At 66.3% G+C, this 17,668-nt stretch carries 14 protein-coding genes, 1 pseudogene and 1 riboswitch; of the genes and pseudogenes, 5 read left to right on the top strand and 10 right to left on the bottom strand.

What is annotated here, in order from left to right; translation table 11 throughout:
* Window positions 1–333: 333 nt before the first annotated feature.
* A complete protein-coding gene (locus OHB26_RS31965; RefSeq protein WP_442942766.1) occupies window positions 334–1,581 on the bottom strand; it encodes a cytochrome P450 in 1,248 nt (415 codons plus the stop codon).
* 480 nt (window positions 1,582–2,061) lie between these two features.
* Here OHB26_RS31965 and OHB26_RS31960 point away from each other — a divergent pair, with 480 nt between their 5' ends.
* Window positions 2,062–3,759: an SDR family oxidoreductase gene (locus OHB26_RS31960; protein WP_330180970.1), complete on the top strand. Its 1,698-nt coding sequence runs from the start codon at window positions 2,062–2,064 to the stop codon at window positions 3,757–3,759.
* A gap of 19 nt (window positions 3,760–3,778) precedes the next feature.
* Here OHB26_RS31960 and OHB26_RS39785 read toward each other — a convergent pair.
* Both OHB26_RS39785 and OHB26_RS31955 read right to left on the bottom strand, forming a co-directional pair.
* A pseudogene (locus OHB26_RS39785) lies at window positions 3,779–3,892 on the bottom strand (acyl-CoA desaturase); the annotation flags it as partial.
* Window positions 3,893–4,193: 301 nt separating this feature from the next.
* Window positions 4,194–5,033, bottom strand: a complete 840-nt coding sequence (locus OHB26_RS31955) for an SAM-dependent methyltransferase (RefSeq protein ID WP_330180969.1) — start codon at window positions 5,031–5,033, stop codon at window positions 4,194–4,196.
* Window positions 5,034–5,668: 635 nt separating this feature from the next.
* Between OHB26_RS31955 and OHB26_RS31950 the strand changes: the two genes are divergently transcribed.
* A complete protein-coding gene (locus OHB26_RS31950; protein WP_330180968.1) occupies window positions 5,669–6,250 on the top strand; it encodes a hypothetical protein in 582 nt (193 codons plus the stop codon).
* Window positions 6,247–7,008 carry a cobalt-precorrin-6A reductase gene (locus OHB26_RS31945; protein WP_330185845.1) on the top strand — a complete coding sequence of 254 codons (762 nt, stop codon included), beginning with the start codon at window positions 6,247–6,249 and terminating at the stop codon, window positions 7,006–7,008. The genes OHB26_RS31950 and OHB26_RS31945 overlap by 4 nt, the downstream gene beginning before the upstream one ends.
* On the opposite strand, the gene OHB26_RS31940 is transcribed toward OHB26_RS31945, so the two are convergent.
* The 4 genes from OHB26_RS31940 to OHB26_RS31925 all read right to left on the bottom strand — a co-directional run bounded on the left by OHB26_RS31940 (window position 6,979) and on the right by OHB26_RS31925 (window position 10,387).
* Window positions 6,979–7,524, bottom strand: a complete 546-nt coding sequence (locus tag OHB26_RS31940; RefSeq protein WP_330180967.1) for a PadR family transcriptional regulator — start codon at window positions 7,522–7,524, stop codon at window positions 6,979–6,981. The two genes, OHB26_RS31945 and OHB26_RS31940, sit on opposite strands and share 30 nt — an antisense overlap.
* A 35-nt stretch (window positions 7,525–7,559) precedes the next feature.
* Window positions 7,560–9,131 (bottom strand): precorrin-3B C(17)-methyltransferase, encoded by a 1,572-nt coding sequence (gene cobJ, locus OHB26_RS31935; protein ID WP_330180966.1) that lies wholly within the window; start codon window positions 9,129–9,131, stop codon window positions 7,560–7,562.
* Entirely contained in the window at window positions 9,128–9,763 is a 636-nt protein-coding gene (locus OHB26_RS31930) for a precorrin-8X methylmutase (protein ID WP_330180965.1), read from the bottom strand. The genes cobJ and OHB26_RS31930 overlap by 4 nt, the downstream gene beginning before the upstream one ends.
* Before the next feature lie 186 nt (window positions 9,764–9,949).
* A complete protein-coding gene (locus OHB26_RS31925; RefSeq protein ID WP_330180964.1) occupies window positions 9,950–10,387 on the bottom strand; it encodes an Lrp/AsnC family transcriptional regulator in 438 nt (145 codons plus the stop codon).
* A gap of 138 nt (window positions 10,388–10,525) precedes the next feature.
* On the opposite strand from OHB26_RS31925, the gene ddaH reads away from it, so the two are divergent.
* The gene (gene ddaH / locus OHB26_RS31920) at window positions 10,526–11,401 is read left to right on the top strand and encodes a dimethylargininase (protein WP_330180963.1); all 876 of its coding nucleotides are present in this window, start codon (window positions 10,526–10,528) and stop codon (window positions 11,399–11,401) included.
* Here ddaH and OHB26_RS31915 read toward each other — a convergent pair.
* The 3 genes from OHB26_RS31915 to OHB26_RS31905 all read right to left on the bottom strand — a co-directional run bounded on the left by OHB26_RS31915 (window position 11,370) and on the right by OHB26_RS31905 (window position 13,545).
* Window positions 11,370–11,918: a hypothetical protein gene (locus tag OHB26_RS31915; protein WP_330180962.1), complete on the bottom strand. Its 549-nt coding sequence runs from the start codon at window positions 11,916–11,918 to the stop codon at window positions 11,370–11,372. The genes ddaH and OHB26_RS31915 overlap by 32 nt on opposite strands.
* 107 nt (window positions 11,919–12,025) lie before the next feature.
* A complete protein-coding gene (cobG, locus tag OHB26_RS31910; protein ID WP_330180961.1) occupies window positions 12,026–13,225 on the bottom strand; it encodes a precorrin-3B synthase in 1,200 nt (399 codons plus the stop codon).
* 65 nt (window positions 13,226–13,290) lie between these two features.
* Complete coding sequence (locus tag OHB26_RS31905) at window positions 13,291–13,545, bottom strand: hypothetical protein (protein ID WP_330180960.1); 255 nt, start codon at window positions 13,543–13,545, stop codon at window positions 13,291–13,293.
* Window positions 13,546–13,694: 149 nt separating this feature from the next.
* A riboswitch (adenosylcobalamin-variant (AdoCbl-variant) riboswitch) is annotated at window positions 13,695–13,771 on the top strand.
* A gap of 47 nt (window positions 13,772–13,818) precedes the next feature.
* On the opposite strand from OHB26_RS31905, the gene cobN reads away from it, so the two are divergent.
* A complete protein-coding gene (gene cobN, locus OHB26_RS31900; protein ID WP_330180959.1) occupies window positions 13,819–17,457 on the top strand; it encodes a cobaltochelatase subunit CobN in 3,639 nt (1,212 codons plus the stop codon).
* Window positions 17,458–17,668: the final 211 nt, after the last annotated feature.

Here is a 17,668-nt window from a genome sequence, read left to right as displayed (position 1 = left end):
ACATAGGGCGCGGGCACAAGCACGCTGTGTCACAAAGTATTTCGTGTCTACCTCGGCTTACCGCATGCATGCGGCCTCAGTGAGATCGCGGGCTGAGGCCATCGACCGGCAGGTTCGGCCGCGGCCGGCCGATGCGGATCCGATGGCGGTCAGCCATCAGGGGGCGAATCCACAGACTCGCACCGGGATACTCGCGAAGCGCCGATGGTGCTGTGCCGCACAGACTTCAGGCCGGGTAGCGGAGACGCGTGGCCCGCCGGGCCACGAAAGGTGGCGGAGAGCCTGCTGATCCTCGGGATGCCGGATCGGCATCCCGAGGGATCGGCAGAGCGGTCAGAAGAGAGTTCGCGAGGGCGGGAAAACCACCGGCAGCTTCGCCAGGGATCGATGGAAAGGCCCTGGTCGCCAGATCAATTGGTCGGCAGGGTGGGCGAGCTGGATCTCCGGTAGCGCATCGAAGAGCTGATCGATGGCGTTGTGGGCGACGGAGTAGGCGACGTCCTGCGCGGGGCAGGCATGCGGTCCGGTGCCCCACGCCAGATGTGAGTTGTTGCCGTGGTGGACCCCGGAGATCGCGGGATCGTTATTGCACGCGGACATGCTGGTGACGACCGGTTGATTGGGCGGCAACCAGACGCCCTCGACCTTGCTCGGCTGCGCCGGGTAGGTGATACCGAAGTTCGCCAGCGGCGGATCCTTGAACAGCAACTCGTTCAACGCATCCCGCGTCGTCGATGCGGTCGCCCCCGAGAACCTGTCGTCGGTGAGCATCAGCAGCACCGTATTCGCGATCAGGTTCGTCAGGGGTTCGATCCCCGCGCCGTAGATCGTGACCAGCTGATGGACGAGCTCCTCATCGGTCAGCTCCGCCGCGTGGGTCACCAACCGCGTCGTCACATCCTCGCCCGGTTTGATCTGTTTGAGCTGTACCAGCTCCAACAGCGCGCGGGCGAACAGCGCGCTGCCCTCCCCGGCCTCGGTGCCCTCGAACATCATCGCCATACCCTGCGCCACCTGCTGCCCGATATCGGCCGGGCACCCGACCATGGCGTTGAGATAGGCGAAGGTGACCGGGAGCGCGTACTGGCTGATCAGATCCGCCTGCCCGTCCAGACAGAACGTGTTGATCTGCGGGATCGCCATCTGCTCTATCTCGAGGTGGATACCGTAGAGGTTGATGGCGTCGATACTGTCCACGCTGGCTTTGCGATAGCGCTCATGAGCCTGGCCCGCGCTGCGCAAAGCGTTCGGACGGTACTGCAGCATCGGGAGTACCGGACAGTCGGCGGGTATGTTCTTCTCCCAGGTGCGGGGGTCGGCCCGGAAACGCTGCGGATCGTTGTTGATCTGTACCGCGGCGCGGTAGCCGATCACCAATGTCGCCGCGATACCGGGCGATAGCTCCACCGGAACCAGGGAACCGAACTTACGACGCATCTCGGCGTAGAACCAATGCGGATCGGCGGCGAACTCGGGTGTGTACAGGGGAACCGGGGTGTGGTCGTGGGCGGTGACGGTCGAGGCCGGCGCCTCACTCCAGCCGGCCGGCGAGGGGGGATCGTAGGGTGTTGTCAACGACATGACTCCAGGTGTGGGCAGGGTCGCAGCGATGGACTGAGCGATCTCAGAATGCCTCTGAGCTGGCCCTGATTTCAGGGAAATAGGTTCTTCAGCGTGGGCGTTGGACGCGCGCCGAACTCCATGCGCGTTCGTCGAGGGAGTAGCGCACTCGTCGCTCCCGGGCCGGCACTTACACCGAAGGGTTCGTACCCAACAGGCTCCACGTCGCAAGATCATACGCACTCGGTTGCGCAGCGGCTGCTGGAGAGCTCAAGCGCGCGAACGCAATTCGTCAGGCGACCGCGGTGCGTGCTGGAGGCTCTCGTGCCTACGACAGGAATTGGTGGCGACGAACGTCTCGAAACCGATCTCTCCGGACCGGCCGTGGTCGGCCGAACATCGGCATGGTCCGGATTACGTCAAGACAGCGTCATCTGACAGATTCGGCGCCCTGTCACCGGCGGCGAAGGTATTTCCATGGCTACCGTTCGCTCTCACCCGATGTCCACCCAGTCTCCCGCCGAGCCTCTCGCACCCGGCGTGCACGCTTTCGACTCCGACGGCGTCACTCAGCGGTACCACGTGTACGGCAGCGGACCGGTCTGCCTGGCTCATCCCGGCGGACCGGGCATCGGCTGGGAGTACCTGCGCACGCCCGAGCTGGAGAAGCACCTGACCATGGTGTACGTCGAGGCGCTCGGCACCGGCGAATCCGGCCGACTGCCGACGCATCCGAACGGCTATACGCGCGAGCGCTACAGCATTGCGCTGCAACGGATCATCGATCATCTCGGTGTGCCGAAGGTCTATCTGCTCGGCCACTCACACGGGGCGTTCGTCGCCGCCTACCATGCGATCCACCGCCCCGCCGGGCTCGCGGGCATCATCCTGTACGAGGGCGCACCGGTAACCGGACCCGAGCACGGTGCGGAGGCCGCACGGCGGCTGCAGGAGTTCGCCGCGGCGCACGCCGATCGCCCCGGATTGAACGATGTGCTCGCGACTTTCGCGGCGATGCAAGACATTTCGACCGATGAGCAGACCCTTGCCGTCGCCCGCGGCGTGCTGCCCTCGTATATCGCCGACTACTGGGGCGACGAACGGCGCTGGGCTCCGGTGCGAGATGCGTTGCGCGCCAGCTACATCTCGGGACTGGACGCGATCGGTTCCCCCGATCTCGTCGACGACCGCGCCGACCTGCCGAAGGTGACCGTCCCGGCGCTGGTCATCGTGGGTCTCTTCGATGTCATCTGCGGACCACGGTGGGGCCGGGAACTGCACGAGCTCATCCCCGGCTCGCGGCTGGTGGTCCTGGAACACAGCGGACACCTGGGGCATCTGGAGGAACCGGAACGTTTCACCGACGCGGTTCGGGACTTCGCTCGCTCACCACGATCCACGTCACCGACGAACAAAGGAGAACCCATGTCCTCGCGACTGCACGGCAAGACAGCCCTGATCACCGGCTCCACCAGCAATATCGGGCGCGCCACCGCGCTCGCCTTCGCCGCCGAAGGAGCGCACGTCATCGTCTCCGGGCGGGACCGAAGCCGGGGCGACGCTGTCGTCGCCCATATCCGCGGAGCGGGTGGGCAGGCCGACTTCATCGCCGCCGATCTCGACGGCAGCCTCGCCGCCAGCCGAGCCCTTGCCGCGGCGGCGACCGAACAACTGGGCGGGCACATCGACATCCTGGTCAACAATGCCGGGATATTTCCCCCGGGGAGCACCCTGACCACCGATGAGGAGACGTTCGATCGCGTCTACGCCGTCAATGTCAAAGCCGCCTTCTTCCTCACCCAGGCGGTTGTTCCCGGCATGATCAGCCGCGGTGACGGCGTGGTCATCAACCTCGGATCGTGGGTTGCCCGCCTGAGCCTGCCGGTGGGCGCCCTCTACGCCTCGACCAAGGGTGCGATCGAAACCCTCACCCGCGCTTGGTCATCCGAGTTCGGTAGCCAAGGCATCCGGGTCAATGCCATCTCACCGGGGGTCATCGTGACCCCCGAGCAGGACACCGGAACCGACCCCCTGGGAGTGCTGATGCACGGCACCCCGGCGGGGCGCACCGGACATCCGGATGCCATCGCCGCCGCAGCCGTATACCTTGCCTCCGACGATGCCGCGTTCGTGCACGGCACCGTCATCGACGTCGATGGCGGCCGCACCGGCGTCGCGGTCGTCAAGGATGCGGTGTGAAGACAGAACCGGTCTCCGATTCGAATGCGCTCGCCAGCAACAGATTTCGCGATGGTTGCAGGAGATGGCCAGGCTGCCACCGCTGGTCGCGGGTGATTCGCACGATCCCGAATCCGAGATCGTCGTCGATTCCGCCGGGAGTCGCTGGGCGTGCTCGTCGTCGTTCGGGAGAACCGCTACGGACCGGGTAGCGGGACAGTGCGGTGGTCGACCTTGGGGTTCATGCCGACATAGTTCAACGGTCCCGGAGGTGCGGCCGGTGTCCGGCCAGCAGGATGGCCAATCCGGCCGGTCCGGTGGCGCCCACAACGATGCCGTAGCGGAATAGCGTGCCGGTCGATCCGGTGACGTGGTAGCCGAATCCCGCGAAGAACCACGATCAGCCGGGTCGATGCCGTCTGCGGCCTCGTAGGCGCCGCAGACGGCATCGAGAGTTACTCCGCCTTGCGGCCGACGCCGCCGACTATGCAGTGGCGCACCGCGCTGAGCATGCGCAGGCGCGGGCCGTCCTGCCACCAGTCGTCGCACAGCACCAATCCGGGTTCGATCATCTCCAGATCACCGAACATGGCCTGGATTTCCTCGCGTGTGCGGAAGCGGCCGCTGCCCATCGGGCTGTGAATGAACTTGTCCTCCATCTGCGCCGCCAGTTCGCTGAGCTCGGGCTCCTGTGGATCCTGCGGGTCGAAGAAGTGTGAGATCGCGACGAACGAGCCGGCGGGCAGTGCGTCGATGTAGGTCTGCATCAGCGCGGCCGAGTCCTGGCCGAGGTAGTGGTGCAGTGTCCCCACCTGCAGCAGCGCCAGCGGGCGGGTGAAATCCAGATGTTCGAGAACCGATGCGTCCTTGAGCACTTCCAGCGGCTGGAAGATATCGCAGGCGGAGATCGTGGCTTTGGTGTTCTCGGCCAGCAGTGCTCGGCCGTGCGCGAGGACCATCGGATCGTTGTCCACGTACACCACACGAGCGTCCGGGTTGACGCGCTGCACCACCTGATGAGTGTTCTCCGCCGTCGGCAGCCCGGACCCGAGGTCGAGGAACTGATCGATTCCCGCATTGCGGACCAGGAAGCGGCACACTCGAATCAGAAAGTCGCGATTGGCCCAGGCCAGATCGGTGGCCTGCGGTGCGACGGACTGCACCCGTGCGAGCACCTCACGATCGACCTCGAAGTTGTCCTTCCCATTGAGGAAGGCGTCGTAAACCCGCGCGATGCTGGCGCGGGTGGTGTCCACCCCTACCGGCACCGAACTCGGGTAGTCGGACTCGGGCATCGCAGACTCCTGAGTGTGATGTGTCCAGATCGCCACAAGTATGCGATACGACGGTGGCGAACACCGCGCGAATGCGTTGATCACCAATAACTTTGGCTACCCAGCGAGGGCGCTGAGGTCGAGTCCCACCTGGCGGAAGTCCGATCCCGGGCGGGAGATTGCCGCCTTTGGGCGGAATACGCCCGGTAAGCGACGGGGCGTTCAGACCGGTCTACGCCTTACGCGCTGATTACCGCAGTGTTCCGCAATGCCGCGAGACAGATGGAACCCGGCGGTGGGCCGATGAAACATCAGTTGGTCGGCGGTGGAATGGGTTATCTGGGGCAACCCGCGAGACACCGTGGCTACCCATGCCGCAGGGAAGACAGGCGATAAGTGGCGTGCTGGTGCGCAATTGGGCCATGCGGACGGCGCGCATTCTGCGTGCGTCACTACATAGACCAGCGGGAATACGTGCACGTGATGGTGGACAACTCCGAGATGCCGGAGGAACTGAAACCATCGAAACTTACACCAAGACTGTAGTCGGGCGCGGAAATGAACCATCCATACTGAAACATCTATCGGTCAACGGTAGTGTGACGTGCTGGAATCCGATCGAAATAGGGTTCTGTACTAGCCAATTTGGGAGATTCATGAAGTACAGGAAGTTCGCTGTCACCGCGCTCATGGCTGCCGCCGCGACCGGTATTGCCGCCGGTACCGGTTATGCGGCTCCGGCTGATCCGGCTCCGGCTGCTGTGCAGCAGTTGACGCCGGCCGCGCAGGCGCAGGGGCAGGATCACGGGGTCGATTACGCGGTGAAGCTGGCCGATACCGGCAAGACCGTCGTGACCCAGGTGACCGGGGGCGCGTTCAGTCTCGATACCGATGGCAAGGCTGTCACGCTCAAGGGGCAGGACGGCCAGGTTGTGGCCCAGTTGCCGTTGGTCGGCAAGGTCGGGCAGCAGGAGGTCGCGTTGACCGCGGCGATCGATCAGGATGGGCGGCAGCTTTCGCTGACCGCGCCCAAGGATGTGTCGGTCAAGTTCATCGGGTCGCAGGAATGGTTCTTCTCCGAGTTGCAGCACGCCGCGCTCGGTGGCGTGATCGGCGCGATCATCGGTGCGTTCTTCTTCGGGATCGGGTTGCCGTTCGGTGCGTTGATCGGCCTGCTGATCGCGGGTGGGCAGCCGCTGATCGATTCGGGTATCGCCTACTTCAGCGGGCAGCCCTGAGGATTTTGATTCTCGGCGGGACCCGGGAAGCCCGGGAGCTCGCCGATATCGCCTCCGGCGAGCGAGGATATGAGATCGTATCCTCGCTCGCCGGTCGTGTCCGCGAACCCGTACTGCCGGTGGGGCGGGTGCGGGTCGGGGGATTCGGGGGAGTGGACGGGCTGCGGGAGTGGCTGGGCGAGAACGGTATCGACGCCGTTGTCGATGCCACGCATCCGTTCGCCGGGGGGATTACCGCCAATGCCGCGCTGGCCGCCGCGGACGCCGGATTGCCGGTACTGCATGTGCGCCGCCCGGGATGGCGGGAAGAGCCGGGGGACAGCTGGATTCGCGTACCTGATCTGAAGACTGCGGCCGAAGCTGTTGCGGGGCTGGGGGATCGGGTATTTCTCACCATTGGACGGCAAGGTGTGGCGGCGTTCGCCGAAGCGGGGCAGTGGTTTCTGATCCGCGCCATCGATCCGCCCGAGGGCGCGGTACCGGCTCGGCATGAATTATTGCTGGCGCGTGGACCTTTCGCGCTGGCGGACGAGATCGCGCTGCTGCGCGCGCATCGCATCGATGTCATGGTGACCAAGGACAGCGGGGGAGCGTTGACCGGGGCCAAGCTCACCGCCGCTCGTTCCCTCGGAATCGCGGTGGTGGTGATCGATCGCCCGGCGTTGCCCGAGGGGGCGCATCAGGTGGAAACCGTTGCCGCGGCCTGGGATTGGCTGCGGCAACTCGGTTCAGGAGAGTCGGCTGGTGGGTTCGAGTAGCTCCGGCAGGCGGTCGAACCAGGCCAGTACCGCACGCTCGTAGCGGATGCCGAAGTCCACGGTGGCGCGTTCGAACGGGGACAGCTGTTGTTCGTCATGGCTGCCGAGGTATCCGGAGAGGCGCTGTTCGTGAATGAGGCGGTTGGTGGCGATGATTCGATCCAGTCGCGTGCGCTCCACGAATTCACCGAAGGAGAGGGTGAGTAGCAGTGGTACCCGGATGGTTTCGGCTCCGGGATCGCGGGCGATCCACTCGGCGAAGGCTTCCCGGCCGTTCTCGGTGATCCGGTACGGGGTGCGATCGCGCGCACCGGCCGCACCCTTCTCGACCAGCCCGATCTGATGCATGGTCGCCAGCTCGCGGTAGACCTGGCTCTGGGTGATGGTCCAGAAATCGCCGATGCGGTCCTGCGCCTGGGCGACCAGGTCCCAGCCGGACATATCGCCCCGGTGTAGGAAACCGAGTAGGGAAGCGGCCGTCGAATTGAGCGGGCGCTGGGTCTTTTCCTCTGCCACTACACTCCTTCCAGCCTGTATTCCACTATGGAATATTAATCGCCGTATCGGCGAGAGGTGTACACCCTGGGTCCGTCGGCCGTGTCGAACACCGTGGTGGTGGAGGCGCCGATGATCAGGAGCGTGCGCATATCCACCTCGTCCGGGTTCAACTCGGCGAGGGTGGTCACTCGCACGGTCTCGGTCGGGCCGCCCACATCGCGCCCGATCACCACCGGGGTCTCGGGTTTGCGATGCTCGAGCACGAGATCCCGCATGGCCCCGACCTGCCACTTACGCTGCGAGGAGGCCGGGTTGTAGACGGCGAACGCCATATCGGCCGCGGCCACGGCGGAGATCCGCCCGGCCACCACCTCCCACGGCTTGAGCCGGTCCGATAGCGAGATCATGGCGAAATCGTGGCCCAGCGGTGCGCCCATACGGCTCGCCACCGCACTTGCCGCGGTTACGCCGGGGAGCACCCGCACCGGGACGTCCCGCCACTGCGGATCGGCCGACTCCTCGACCACCGCCGCTGCCATGGCGAATACCCCTGGGTCGCCACCGGAAACAACGACGACCTTATGCCCGTTCTTGGCGAGGTCCAAAGCCATTGCGGCGCGCTCGGATTCGACCTTGTTGTCACTGGAGTGCCGCTGTTGGCCCGCGCGCTCCGGCACCCGATTCACGTAGGTCGCGTAGCCGACGATATCGGTCGCTGCTTCGAGCGCCCGTGCGACCTCGGGGGTGACCCATTCGGCCGCGCCGGGGCCGAGGCCGACCACGACCACCTCACCCATCGAATTGCGCTGCGCCGCAGTGGATACGCTCGCATCGCTCGCCGCTGCGGTGTCGTTCCGCGCGGCGGATGTCGCTGCGGAAGCCGCGCCGGTCAAGGCGATTCGGGTCTCGGGCTTCGGGCCGGGGACGATGGTGATGGCGAAGTACGGAACGCTCGCCTCATCGACATCGGCGGCGCGCAACACCCGCTGACGGGTGGAGCTCGCGCGCTCGACGTAATAGGCGTCATCCAGGCGGCCGGAATCCGAAAGCGCCTGGCGCACACCGGGATACGTGCGGCCGAGCTTCATGATGGCGGCCGCGTCGGCGGTGCGCAGTCGCTCGGTGAGCTCCTCGACCGGCATGGTGCCGGGCAGTATCGACAACACCTGCTCGCCCTCGACCAGGGGGGTGCCCAGCGCGGCGGAGGCGGCGCTGACCGAGGTGACGCCCGGAATGATCTCACTCTCGAAGCGATCGGCCAGGCGGCGATGCATATGCTGAAAAGAGCTGTAGAAGAACGGATCTCCGGCTGCCAGCAGCGCCACCGAGCGTCCGGCCTCGAGATGCTCGGCCAGTCGGGCGGCCGCGCTCTCGTAGAACTCGTCGATCGCGCCCTGATAACCACCCGGATGATCGGTGGTCTCGGTGGTCACCGGGTAGACCAGGTGCTCCTCGAGCTGCCCCGCGCGCATATACGGCGCGGCGATGGCCCGCGAGATGCTGCGCCCGTGCTTGGCGCTGTGGAACGCGATCACATCGGCCGCGCCGATGATCCGCGCCGCCTTGACCGTCACCAGTTCCGGATCGCCCGGACCGAGGCCGATGCCCCAGAGCTTGCCGCTCATTCCTGTTCGCTCGCAATCGCATTGAGGGCGGCGGCGGTCATGGCGCTGCCACCGCGTCGTCCGCGCACGGTGAGGAATTCGATATCCCCGTACTCGGCCAGGGCCTGCTTGGATTCGGCCGCGCCGATGAATCCGACCGGAATCCCGATCACCGCGGCGGGTTTGGGCGCACCGGCGTCGAGCATGTCGAGGAGGTGGAACAGGGCGGTCGGCGCATTGCCGACGGCGACCACCGCGCCATCCATGCGATCACGCAGGAGCTCCAGCGCCGCAACGGATCTGGTGTTCCCCATCTCGGCCGCGAGCCCGGGCACCCGGGGATCGCCGAGCAGGCACAGCACCTCGTTGTCGGCGGGCAGGCGCTTACGGGTCACGCCCGAGGCCACCATATTGGCATCGCAGAGAATGGGCGCTCCGGCCCGCATGGCCGCGCGCGCCGCATTCACCACACCATTGCTGAACTCCACATCCGCGGCCAGATCCACCTGCCCGCAGGCGTGGATCATGCGCACCACGACCTGCGACACATCCGCCGGGAAGCGCTCGAGATCGGCTTCGGAGCGAATCGTGGCGAACGAGCGCCGATAGATCTCGGCCCCGTCGGTGAGGTAGCTGGTACGCACGTCGGACATGGGCCCCAGCCTAGATTTCGCCCCCGCGCCGATGTGGAGCGGGTGGCCCGGGCCACTGCCGAGAACCCCTGAATCCACTTCGGCCACGCCCGGATCGGGTGGTCGCGGCATGGCCGACCGCGGTGCGCGGTGGACTCGAATCGGCCCGCGAAGGGGCGGCCGCGCGGCGGTAGCCCCACCTCGGGCTCAGGTGCGCGGACGCTCCAGCAGGCGTGACATGACGATGCTGCTGCGGGTGCGGCCGACCCGCGCGTTCTCGCGAATGCGCTCCACGGTCACCTCTATCTCGGCCATATCGGTGGCCATGACGTGCACGAGCGCGTCGGCCTCACCGGCGATGGTCCAGATCCCGACGACCTGGGGGATGGGCTCCAAGCTTTTACGCAGTTCGGCGGGTGAGATGTTGTCGCGGTAGTAGACCTCGACATACGCCTCGGTGCGCCAGCCCAGTGCGGCCGGATTGACCAGGGCGGTGAAGCCGGTGATCTGCCCGCCCGCCACCATCTTGTCCACCCGGCGCTTCACCGCGGGCGCGGACAACCCGACCACCGCGCCGATCTCCTGGAATGATGCCCGCGCCTGTTTGAGCAGATGGGCCAGAATTCGCCGATCGAGCTCGTCCACGACTCCACCTTTCGCCCCGGCGCAACGATTCGCTACAAATCTTCGAAACTACGCAACGATTCGCTATTTCAAGCGCAACGGTACGCCATTTACCTTCGTGATCAAGCTGTGTACCGCACAAGTTCAGAAGGAGCCTCGTTGACCTCCGTTGCCACGCTCCGCGCTCCAGAACCGGCAGGCGCTCGCCGCCCCACCCCTCGCCGGTATCTCATGTGCCGACCCGATCACTTCGACGTGTACTACGCGATCAACCCCTGGATGGACACCTCGGCCCCGGTCGACCGGGCGCTGGCCCTGGCGCAGTGGGAGAACCTGCGCGCCACCTTCGAACGGCACGGCCACACCGTGGATGTGGTCCAGGGCCTGCCCGCCCTGCCGGATATGGTCTTCGCCGCCAATGGCGGTCTGGTCATCGGGGATCGGGCGCTCTCGGCCCGCTTCGCCAATCCCGAACGCGCCGCCGAGGGCCCGGCCTACCACGATTGGCTTGCCGCGCAACGGTTCACCCGGGTCGCCGCCGCCCGTGAAACCAATGAGGGCGAAGGTGATTTCGCCATCGCCTCCGATCGGATTCTGGCGGGCACCGGTTTCCGCAGCTCCCGTGCCGCGCACGAGGAGGTGCAGGAGTTCTTCGAATTGCCGGTCATCTCACTGGAATTGATCGATCCGCGGTTCTATCACCTCGATACCGCGCTCATGGTCCTGGGTGACACCATCGCCTACTATCCGGCGGCCTTCAGCGGTGAGAGCGCGCGACTGCTCGCGAGTATGTACCCGGACGCCATCATCGCCACCGAGGACGACGCGAATGTCCTCGGCCTGAACGGGGTTTGCGACGGATACCACGTCTTCCTCAGTGATAAGGCGGTTGCCATCGCCGATCAGCTGCGTGTCCGCGGCTACGAACCGGTGGGCATCGACCTCTCCGAACTGCTGAAGGCGGGCGGCAGCGTGAAATGCTGCACCATGGAACAGCATTCGGTCAGAACGGCAGCGGTGCCCGCCATGGACTGACCGCCGGATCGTTCAGCGGATGCGCCAGCACCAGGAAGCGCAACAGCATGAGCGCCCCGCTGATCTGCAGAATCGCCAGGGGAATCTCACCGATGACCGCCGTGCCCACCGACACCCACACGTCGCCGGGCGCGGCGGTCACGATATCGAACCAGGCATCCACGAGCAGCAGCATGCCGGTGGCGAAGGCGGGCAGGATCAGGAACACCCGCCGTCGCCAGCCCAGATAGGCGGTGGCGCCCATCGTGAGCACCAGCAGCACATCGAATCCGATCCAGGTCAGGGACCAGTTGCGAGCGTGATAGTCCGCGGGCAGCGTCATACCGAGGTACACGATCCACGGGATCAGAATGAGCGAGCCGCCGACCATGAGCGTCAAACGGATGCGGCGGTGGAGCTTCACCATCTGCGGTGGGGGCAGGACCCGGTCGGCGGGCTGTAATCGGGCGATGAGTTCGCGGCGCTCGAGGTCGGACATGGCCGCGATCTCGTCATCGCTGAGCTTCGAAGTAGTCACACCGACCTCCCGCACGTGAACCGTTCCGCGCCGATCAACAATCCAGGCTGCTGGAACAATCCATTCTTCGCCGAAATCGGTCGGGGCGCGGCATCGACCCGCGCTGATCAGTCGGCGGGGTCCAGTCGGTAGCCGTCGGGGGTGGCGATGACATCGGTGACCGATCCACGCGGACGGCCGCAGCGGCGATCACAGCCGGACCAGTGCTGCCGTCCGGCGGCGACGATCTCCTCGGCGTCGAGGCCCGTACGCGCGGATTGCGGTGCGCCGATGGGCACTACGCGTCCGGATTCGACGGCCTCGGCGACATCGGCGCGGACATCGGTGATGGATTTACCGCAGCCGGGCATGCCCGCGCAGGCGCTGACCAGCAGCCAGGGGGAGTTGGCGTCGAAAATCAAGCCCATCGGGGCGAGGACCCGCACCACCTGTTCGGCGGTCCATTCATCCATATCGGTGATGACCAGGCTCCGCCACGGGGTCACCAGAATCGGCCGCTCCACGGCGGCGATGAATTCGGCGGTGCGGGCGGGCAGCGAGCCCAGGCGCACTCCCGCCCCGAGCGCGACACGGTCATCGGCCTGGGTCAGCCAGCCGATCGGAATATCCTGGCGCGCAGTCACTTCCACGACATCATCGGAGGTGGCCAGGTGGGACCGGGCCCTGAGCAGGTGGTCGGTGAGGCGGGCGGTGGCCTCCGGAATCTCGTGCAGCCGCCACTGCCCGTCGCGGAGATCGAGGAATCCGTGTGCGGCCGCGAGCATCAGGTCCACGGCCTCGGCGGCCGGGACTCGCACCCCGCTGTCCACGCCCGCGAGCAACAGTGCGAAGGTACCGCCGTCGAGCGCGTGCACGCCGATATCCCCGCCGAGTCCGCTCACATCGCCGCGCCCGTCATCGAGGGTGAACAACACGCGCCCGGGCAGCTCGGCCAGCCTCGCGTCGCTCTGCAATCCGGTATCGAGCGCGGGAACAAGGGGATGCACATCGGCCCAACCGCCGACCCGCCCCGCCAGCGGCGAGGCGATGATATTGCGAATCCGCTCGTGGGTGGCGCTGGGCAGCAGCCCGGCAGAGGTCAATCGCTCCTGCAGCGCGGCCGCGTCGCGAACCTGCCGCAACTGCACATTGCCGCGCGAGGTGAGTTCGATATTGCCGTCGGCCAATTCGCGTGCGGCCTCGGCGAGCGCCTGCAACTGTGGCGGCGTGAGCTGTCCGCCGGGTACGCGAATACGGGCGAGGGGCCCGTCGGCGGCGTCGTGCAGACGCAGTACGCCCGGGCAGGAGTCGGGATCTGTTCGGGTCATGACCACACCAGCCTACGGCGGGCGCCGGTGCGCGGCACCGACACCCGCCGGGCGGTCGGCGGTGGTCAGCCCGCCTGGTGCGGTTCGATCGATCGGGGCGCGCCGCGGCGCCGGGCGAAGGCGGGTGAGAGCTCCCAGGTGTCCTGGAGCAGATTCGGGGTGTTGTGATGATCCTGATGGTCGCGGCGGACCGTCGTCACAATGACGGTGATACCGAACAGGATCGTGCCGGCGCAGATGATGCCCGCGAGCATCGCATACTGCGTATGTCCACTGCCGGCGGCCGTCAGAGCCATAGCCAGCGTTGCGAAAGCAACCAATGCGCAAAAATATCCTGACCAGGCAGTGAAGCGATTCCGCCTGACCCATCCCGGAGTGTTTGGCATACCGGCAGCGTACGCGCGGTGGTGGCACCGGAACAGCCTCGCCGAGCAGCGTTTGCGGCACTGTGATGTGGGCGCGATAGCATCGGCGGGCTCGTCGGACGGAGAAACCGGTGCAATTCCGGTGCGGTCGCGCCACTGTGACAGTCAGACCTTCCCGTCGAGCGCCGTACCGTGCTGGGCGCGTCCACCCTAGGAAGGCCGAAACCTGTGATTTTGCTGCTGTCCACGTCCGATACCGATCTGCTGAGCGCGCGAGCCAGCGGTGCGGAGTATCGGCTCGCCAATCCGGCGCGCATTCTCCCCGAGGATCTGCCGGGCCTCCTTGACGGCGCGGATCTGGTGATCGTGCGCATTCTCGGCGGTAAGCGGGCCTGGGAGGAGGGCCTGGAGACGGTGCGCGCCAGCGGGATTCCGATGGTCGCCCTGGGTGGTGAGATCGCACCCGATGCCGAGCTCATGGAGTGCTCCACCGTGCCCGGCGGTGTGGCGGCGGACGCGCACAACTACCTCGCGGCCGGTGGCCCCGGAAACCTGTTGCAGCTGCACAACTTCCTCTCCGACACCGTGCTGCTCACCGGCCACGGCTTCGAACCGCCGGTGGAGCTGCCCAGCTGGGGTGAGCTGGACCGGGATGCGCGGGAGATTGCCGAGGGTGCGCCGACGGTCGCGGTCGTCTACTACCGGGCCCAGCATCTGGCCGGGAACACCGGCTATATCGACGCGCTCTGCTCGGCCATCGAGGACAAGGGCGCGCGGGCGCTGCCGGTGTACTGCGCCTCGCTGCGCACCGCCGAGCCGGAGCTGCTCGCCGAACTCCGCAAGGCCGACGCGCTCGTGGTGACCGTGCTCGCGGCGGGCGGCACCAAGCCCGCGACCGCCTCCGCCGGTGGCGATGACGAAGCCTGGGATGTGGGCGCGCTCGCCGATCTGGATGTGCCGATCCTGCAGGGACTCTGCCTCACCAGCGGGCGGGCGCAGTGGGAGGCCAATGACGATGGGCTCTCACCCCTGGATGTCGCCACCCAGGTCGCGGTGCCCGAGTTCGACGGGCGCATCATCACGGTGCCGTTCTCGTTCAAGGAGTTCGACTCCGATGGGCTCTCCACCTATGTGCCCGATCCCGAGCGCGCGGCGCGGGTGGCCGGTATCGCGGTGCGGTACGCGCGGCTGCGGCATATTCCCAACTCCGACAAGCATATTGCGATCGTGCTGTCGGCCTATCCGACCAAGCACGCGCGTATCGGCAATGCCGTCGGCCTGGATACCCCGGCCAGTGCGATCCGGCTGCTGAATGAATTGCGTTCGGCCGGTTACTACCTCGGCGAACCGGGGGAGATCCCGGGCCTGGAGCAGGGTGATGGCGATGCGCTGATCCACGCGCTCATCGCCGCCGGCGGTCAGGATCCGGACTGGCTGACCGCGGAACAGTTGGAGGGCAACCCGATTCGCATCGGGGCCGACACCTACGGCAAGTGGTTCGCACAGCTGCCGCAGGATCTGCGCGAGGGTGTCGAAGAGGCGTGGGGGACCGCGCCGGGTGAGCTGTATGTGGATCGCTCGGCCGATCCCCAGGGCGAAATCGTCATCGCCGCACTGCGATTCGGCAATGTGGTGCTCATCGTCCAGCCGCCGCGCGGCTTCGGGGAGAACCCGGTCGCCATCTACCACGACCCGGATCTGCCGCCGAGCCACCACTATCTGGCCGCCTACCGCTGGCTGGCCGCACCGGACGGCTTCGCCGCCGACGCCATGGTGCACCTGGGCAAGCACGGCAATCTCGAATGGCTGCCGGGTAAGACCCTCGGCATGTCCGCCTCCTGCGGCACCGATGCCGCCCTCGGTGATCTGCCGCTCATCTACCCGTTCCTGGTGAATGATCCGGGCGAGGGCACCCAGGCCAAGCGCCGCGCCCATGCCACCTTGGTCGATCACCTCATCCCGCCCATGGCGCGTGCCGAAACCTACGGCGATATCTCGCGTTTGGAGCAGTTGCTCGACGAGCACGCCAATATCTCCACCCTCGATCCGGCCAAGCTGCCCGCCATCCGCCAGCAGATCTGGACGCTCATGCGCGCGGCCAAGATGGACCATGACCTCGGACTGGCCGAGCGGCCCGACGAGGATGTCTTCGACGATATGCTGCTGCATGTCGACGGCTGGCTCTGCGAGATCAAGGATGTGCAGATCCGCGACGGCCTGCACATCCTCGGACAGGCCCCAGCCGGGGAGGCCGAGGTGGATCTGGTGCTCGCCATGCTGCGCGCCCGCCAGCTGTGGGGCGGCGAGGTGAATGTGCCAGGGCTGCGGGAAGCGCTGGGGCTCAGTGAAAGTGGTGACGAATCGCGCGAGCGAGTCGACACGTTCGAGACGCGTGCCCGCGAACTGGTCGCGGCCATGCAGGAGGTCGACTGGGACGTCGACGCCATCGACGCGATCACCGAAGACCTGGTCGGCGCCGACGGCGCGGCCATCGTCGGTGCGGGCGCGGAGCCGGAGTCGAGCCTGTCGGCGGTGCGTCGGGTACTGGGATTCGCTGCGACAGAGGTGGTTCCGCGCCTGCGGCAGACCGGCGTCGAGATCGCGCGCATCCTGCACGCGCTGAACGGCGGCTTCATTCCGGCCGGACCCAGTGGTTCGCCGCTGCGCGGACTCATCAATGTGCTGCCCACCGGGCGCAACTTCTACTCGGTCGACCCCAAGGCCGTGCCGTCGCGACTGGCCTGGGAGACCGGGCAGGCCATGGCGGATTCACTGCTGGCGCGCTACCTCGCCGATCACGGCGAATACCCACGCTCGGTGGGTCTTTCGGTCTGGGGCACCTCGGCCATGCGCACCTCGGGCGACGATATCGCCGAGGTGTTCGCACTGCTGGGTGTGCGGCCGGTCTGGGATGAGGCCAGTCGTCGTGTCACCAAGCTCGAGGCCATCGGCCTGCAGGAGCTGGGGCGCCCGCGTGTCGATGTGACCGTGCGTATCAGCGGTTTCTTCCGCGACGCCTTCCCGCATGTGCTGGCCCTGCTCGACGACGCGGTGCGCCTGGCGGCCGGACTCGATGAGCCCGCCGAGTCGAATTACGTTCGCGCGCATACCCAATCGGATCTGGCCGAGCATGGTGACGAGCGCCGCGCCACCACCCGTATCTTCGGCTCCAAGCCGGGCACCTACGGTGCGGGCCTGCTCCAGCTCATCGACTCCAAGAGTTGGCGCACCGATGACGATCTGGCCCAGGTGTACACGGCCTGGGGCGGTTTCGCGTACGGGCGGGAGTTGGACGGTGTCCCGGCGGCCGATGACATGCGCACCGCGTATCGCCGAATCGCGGTGGCGGCCAAGAACACCGACACCCGCGAACACGATATCGCCGACTCCGACGACTACTTCCAGTATCACGGTGGAATGGTCGCCGCGGTGCGCGCGCTCACCGGTAAGAATCCGGAAGCCTATATCGGTGACAGCACCCGTCCCGATGCCGTGCGCACGCGCACGCTGTCGGAGGAGACCGCGCGGGTATTCCGGGCCCGTGTGGTGAATCCGCGCTGGCTCGAGGCCATGCGCCGGCACGGTTACAAGGGTGCCTTCGAAATGGCCGCGACAGTGGACTATCTGTTCGGTTATGACGCCACCACGAATGTGGTCGCGGACTGGATGTACGAAAAGCTCGCCGAATCCTATGTATTCGACGATGTGAATCGTAAGTTCATGGAACAGTCGAATCCGTGGGCGCTGCACGGTATTGCGGAGCGGTTGCTGGAAGCTGCCGAACGTAAGCTCTGGGAGCAGCCGGAGGCCGCTACCCTGGACCGACTGCGCCAGGTCTATCTGGAAACCGAAGGCGAACTGGAATAAGGGAATTCCGCATTGTGCGGTGTGCCGGGGTAGGACGCATAGGACAACGGCGGACAACCCCGGCACCTGATCTACCCTCGCGGCAAGTCTGAGGGGACGATAAGAATCGTCCCGGCGTCAGACTCGGGGAGGCGTCGGGAACTCCAATCACACCAATTGGATAGAGAATTGGATGTGGATTCCCTGATTCGCCGACCGATTGTCATCGACC

The sequence above is a fragment of the Nocardia sp. NBC_01503 genome, from assembly GCF_036327755.1.
Classification (GTDB): Bacteria; Actinomycetota; Actinomycetes; order Mycobacteriales; family Mycobacteriaceae; genus Nocardia.
This window is presented reverse-complemented; position numbering and strand designations above follow the sequence as displayed.

Bases quoted from the DNA above. Each gene is read 5' to 3' on its own strand.
- cobJ (WP_330180966.1), bottom strand. From the start codon at position 9,131: ATGAGCGGCAAGCTCTGGGGCATCGGCCTCGGTCCGGGCGATCCGGAA.
- OHB26_RS31965 (WP_442942766.1), bottom strand. From the start codon at position 1,581: ATGTCGTTGACAACACCCTACGATCCCCCCTCGCCGGCCGGCTGGAGT.
- OHB26_RS31950 (WP_330180968.1), top strand. From the start codon at position 5,669: ATGAAGTACAGGAAGTTCGCTGTCACCGCGCTCATGGCTGCCGCCGCG.
- cobG (WP_330180961.1), bottom strand. From the start codon at position 13,225: ATGACCCGAACAGATCCCGACTCCTGCCCGGGCGTACTGCGTCTGCAC.
- OHB26_RS31960 (WP_330180970.1), top strand. From the start codon at position 2,062: ATGTCCACCCAGTCTCCCGCCGAGCCTCTCGCACCCGGCGTGCACGCT.
- OHB26_RS31930 (WP_330180965.1), bottom strand. From the start codon at position 9,763: ATGTCCGACGTGCGTACCAGCTACCTCACCGACGGGGCCGAGATCTAT.
- OHB26_RS31955 (WP_330180969.1), bottom strand. From the start codon at position 5,033: ATGCCCGAGTCCGACTACCCGAGTTCGGTGCCGGTAGGGGTGGACACC.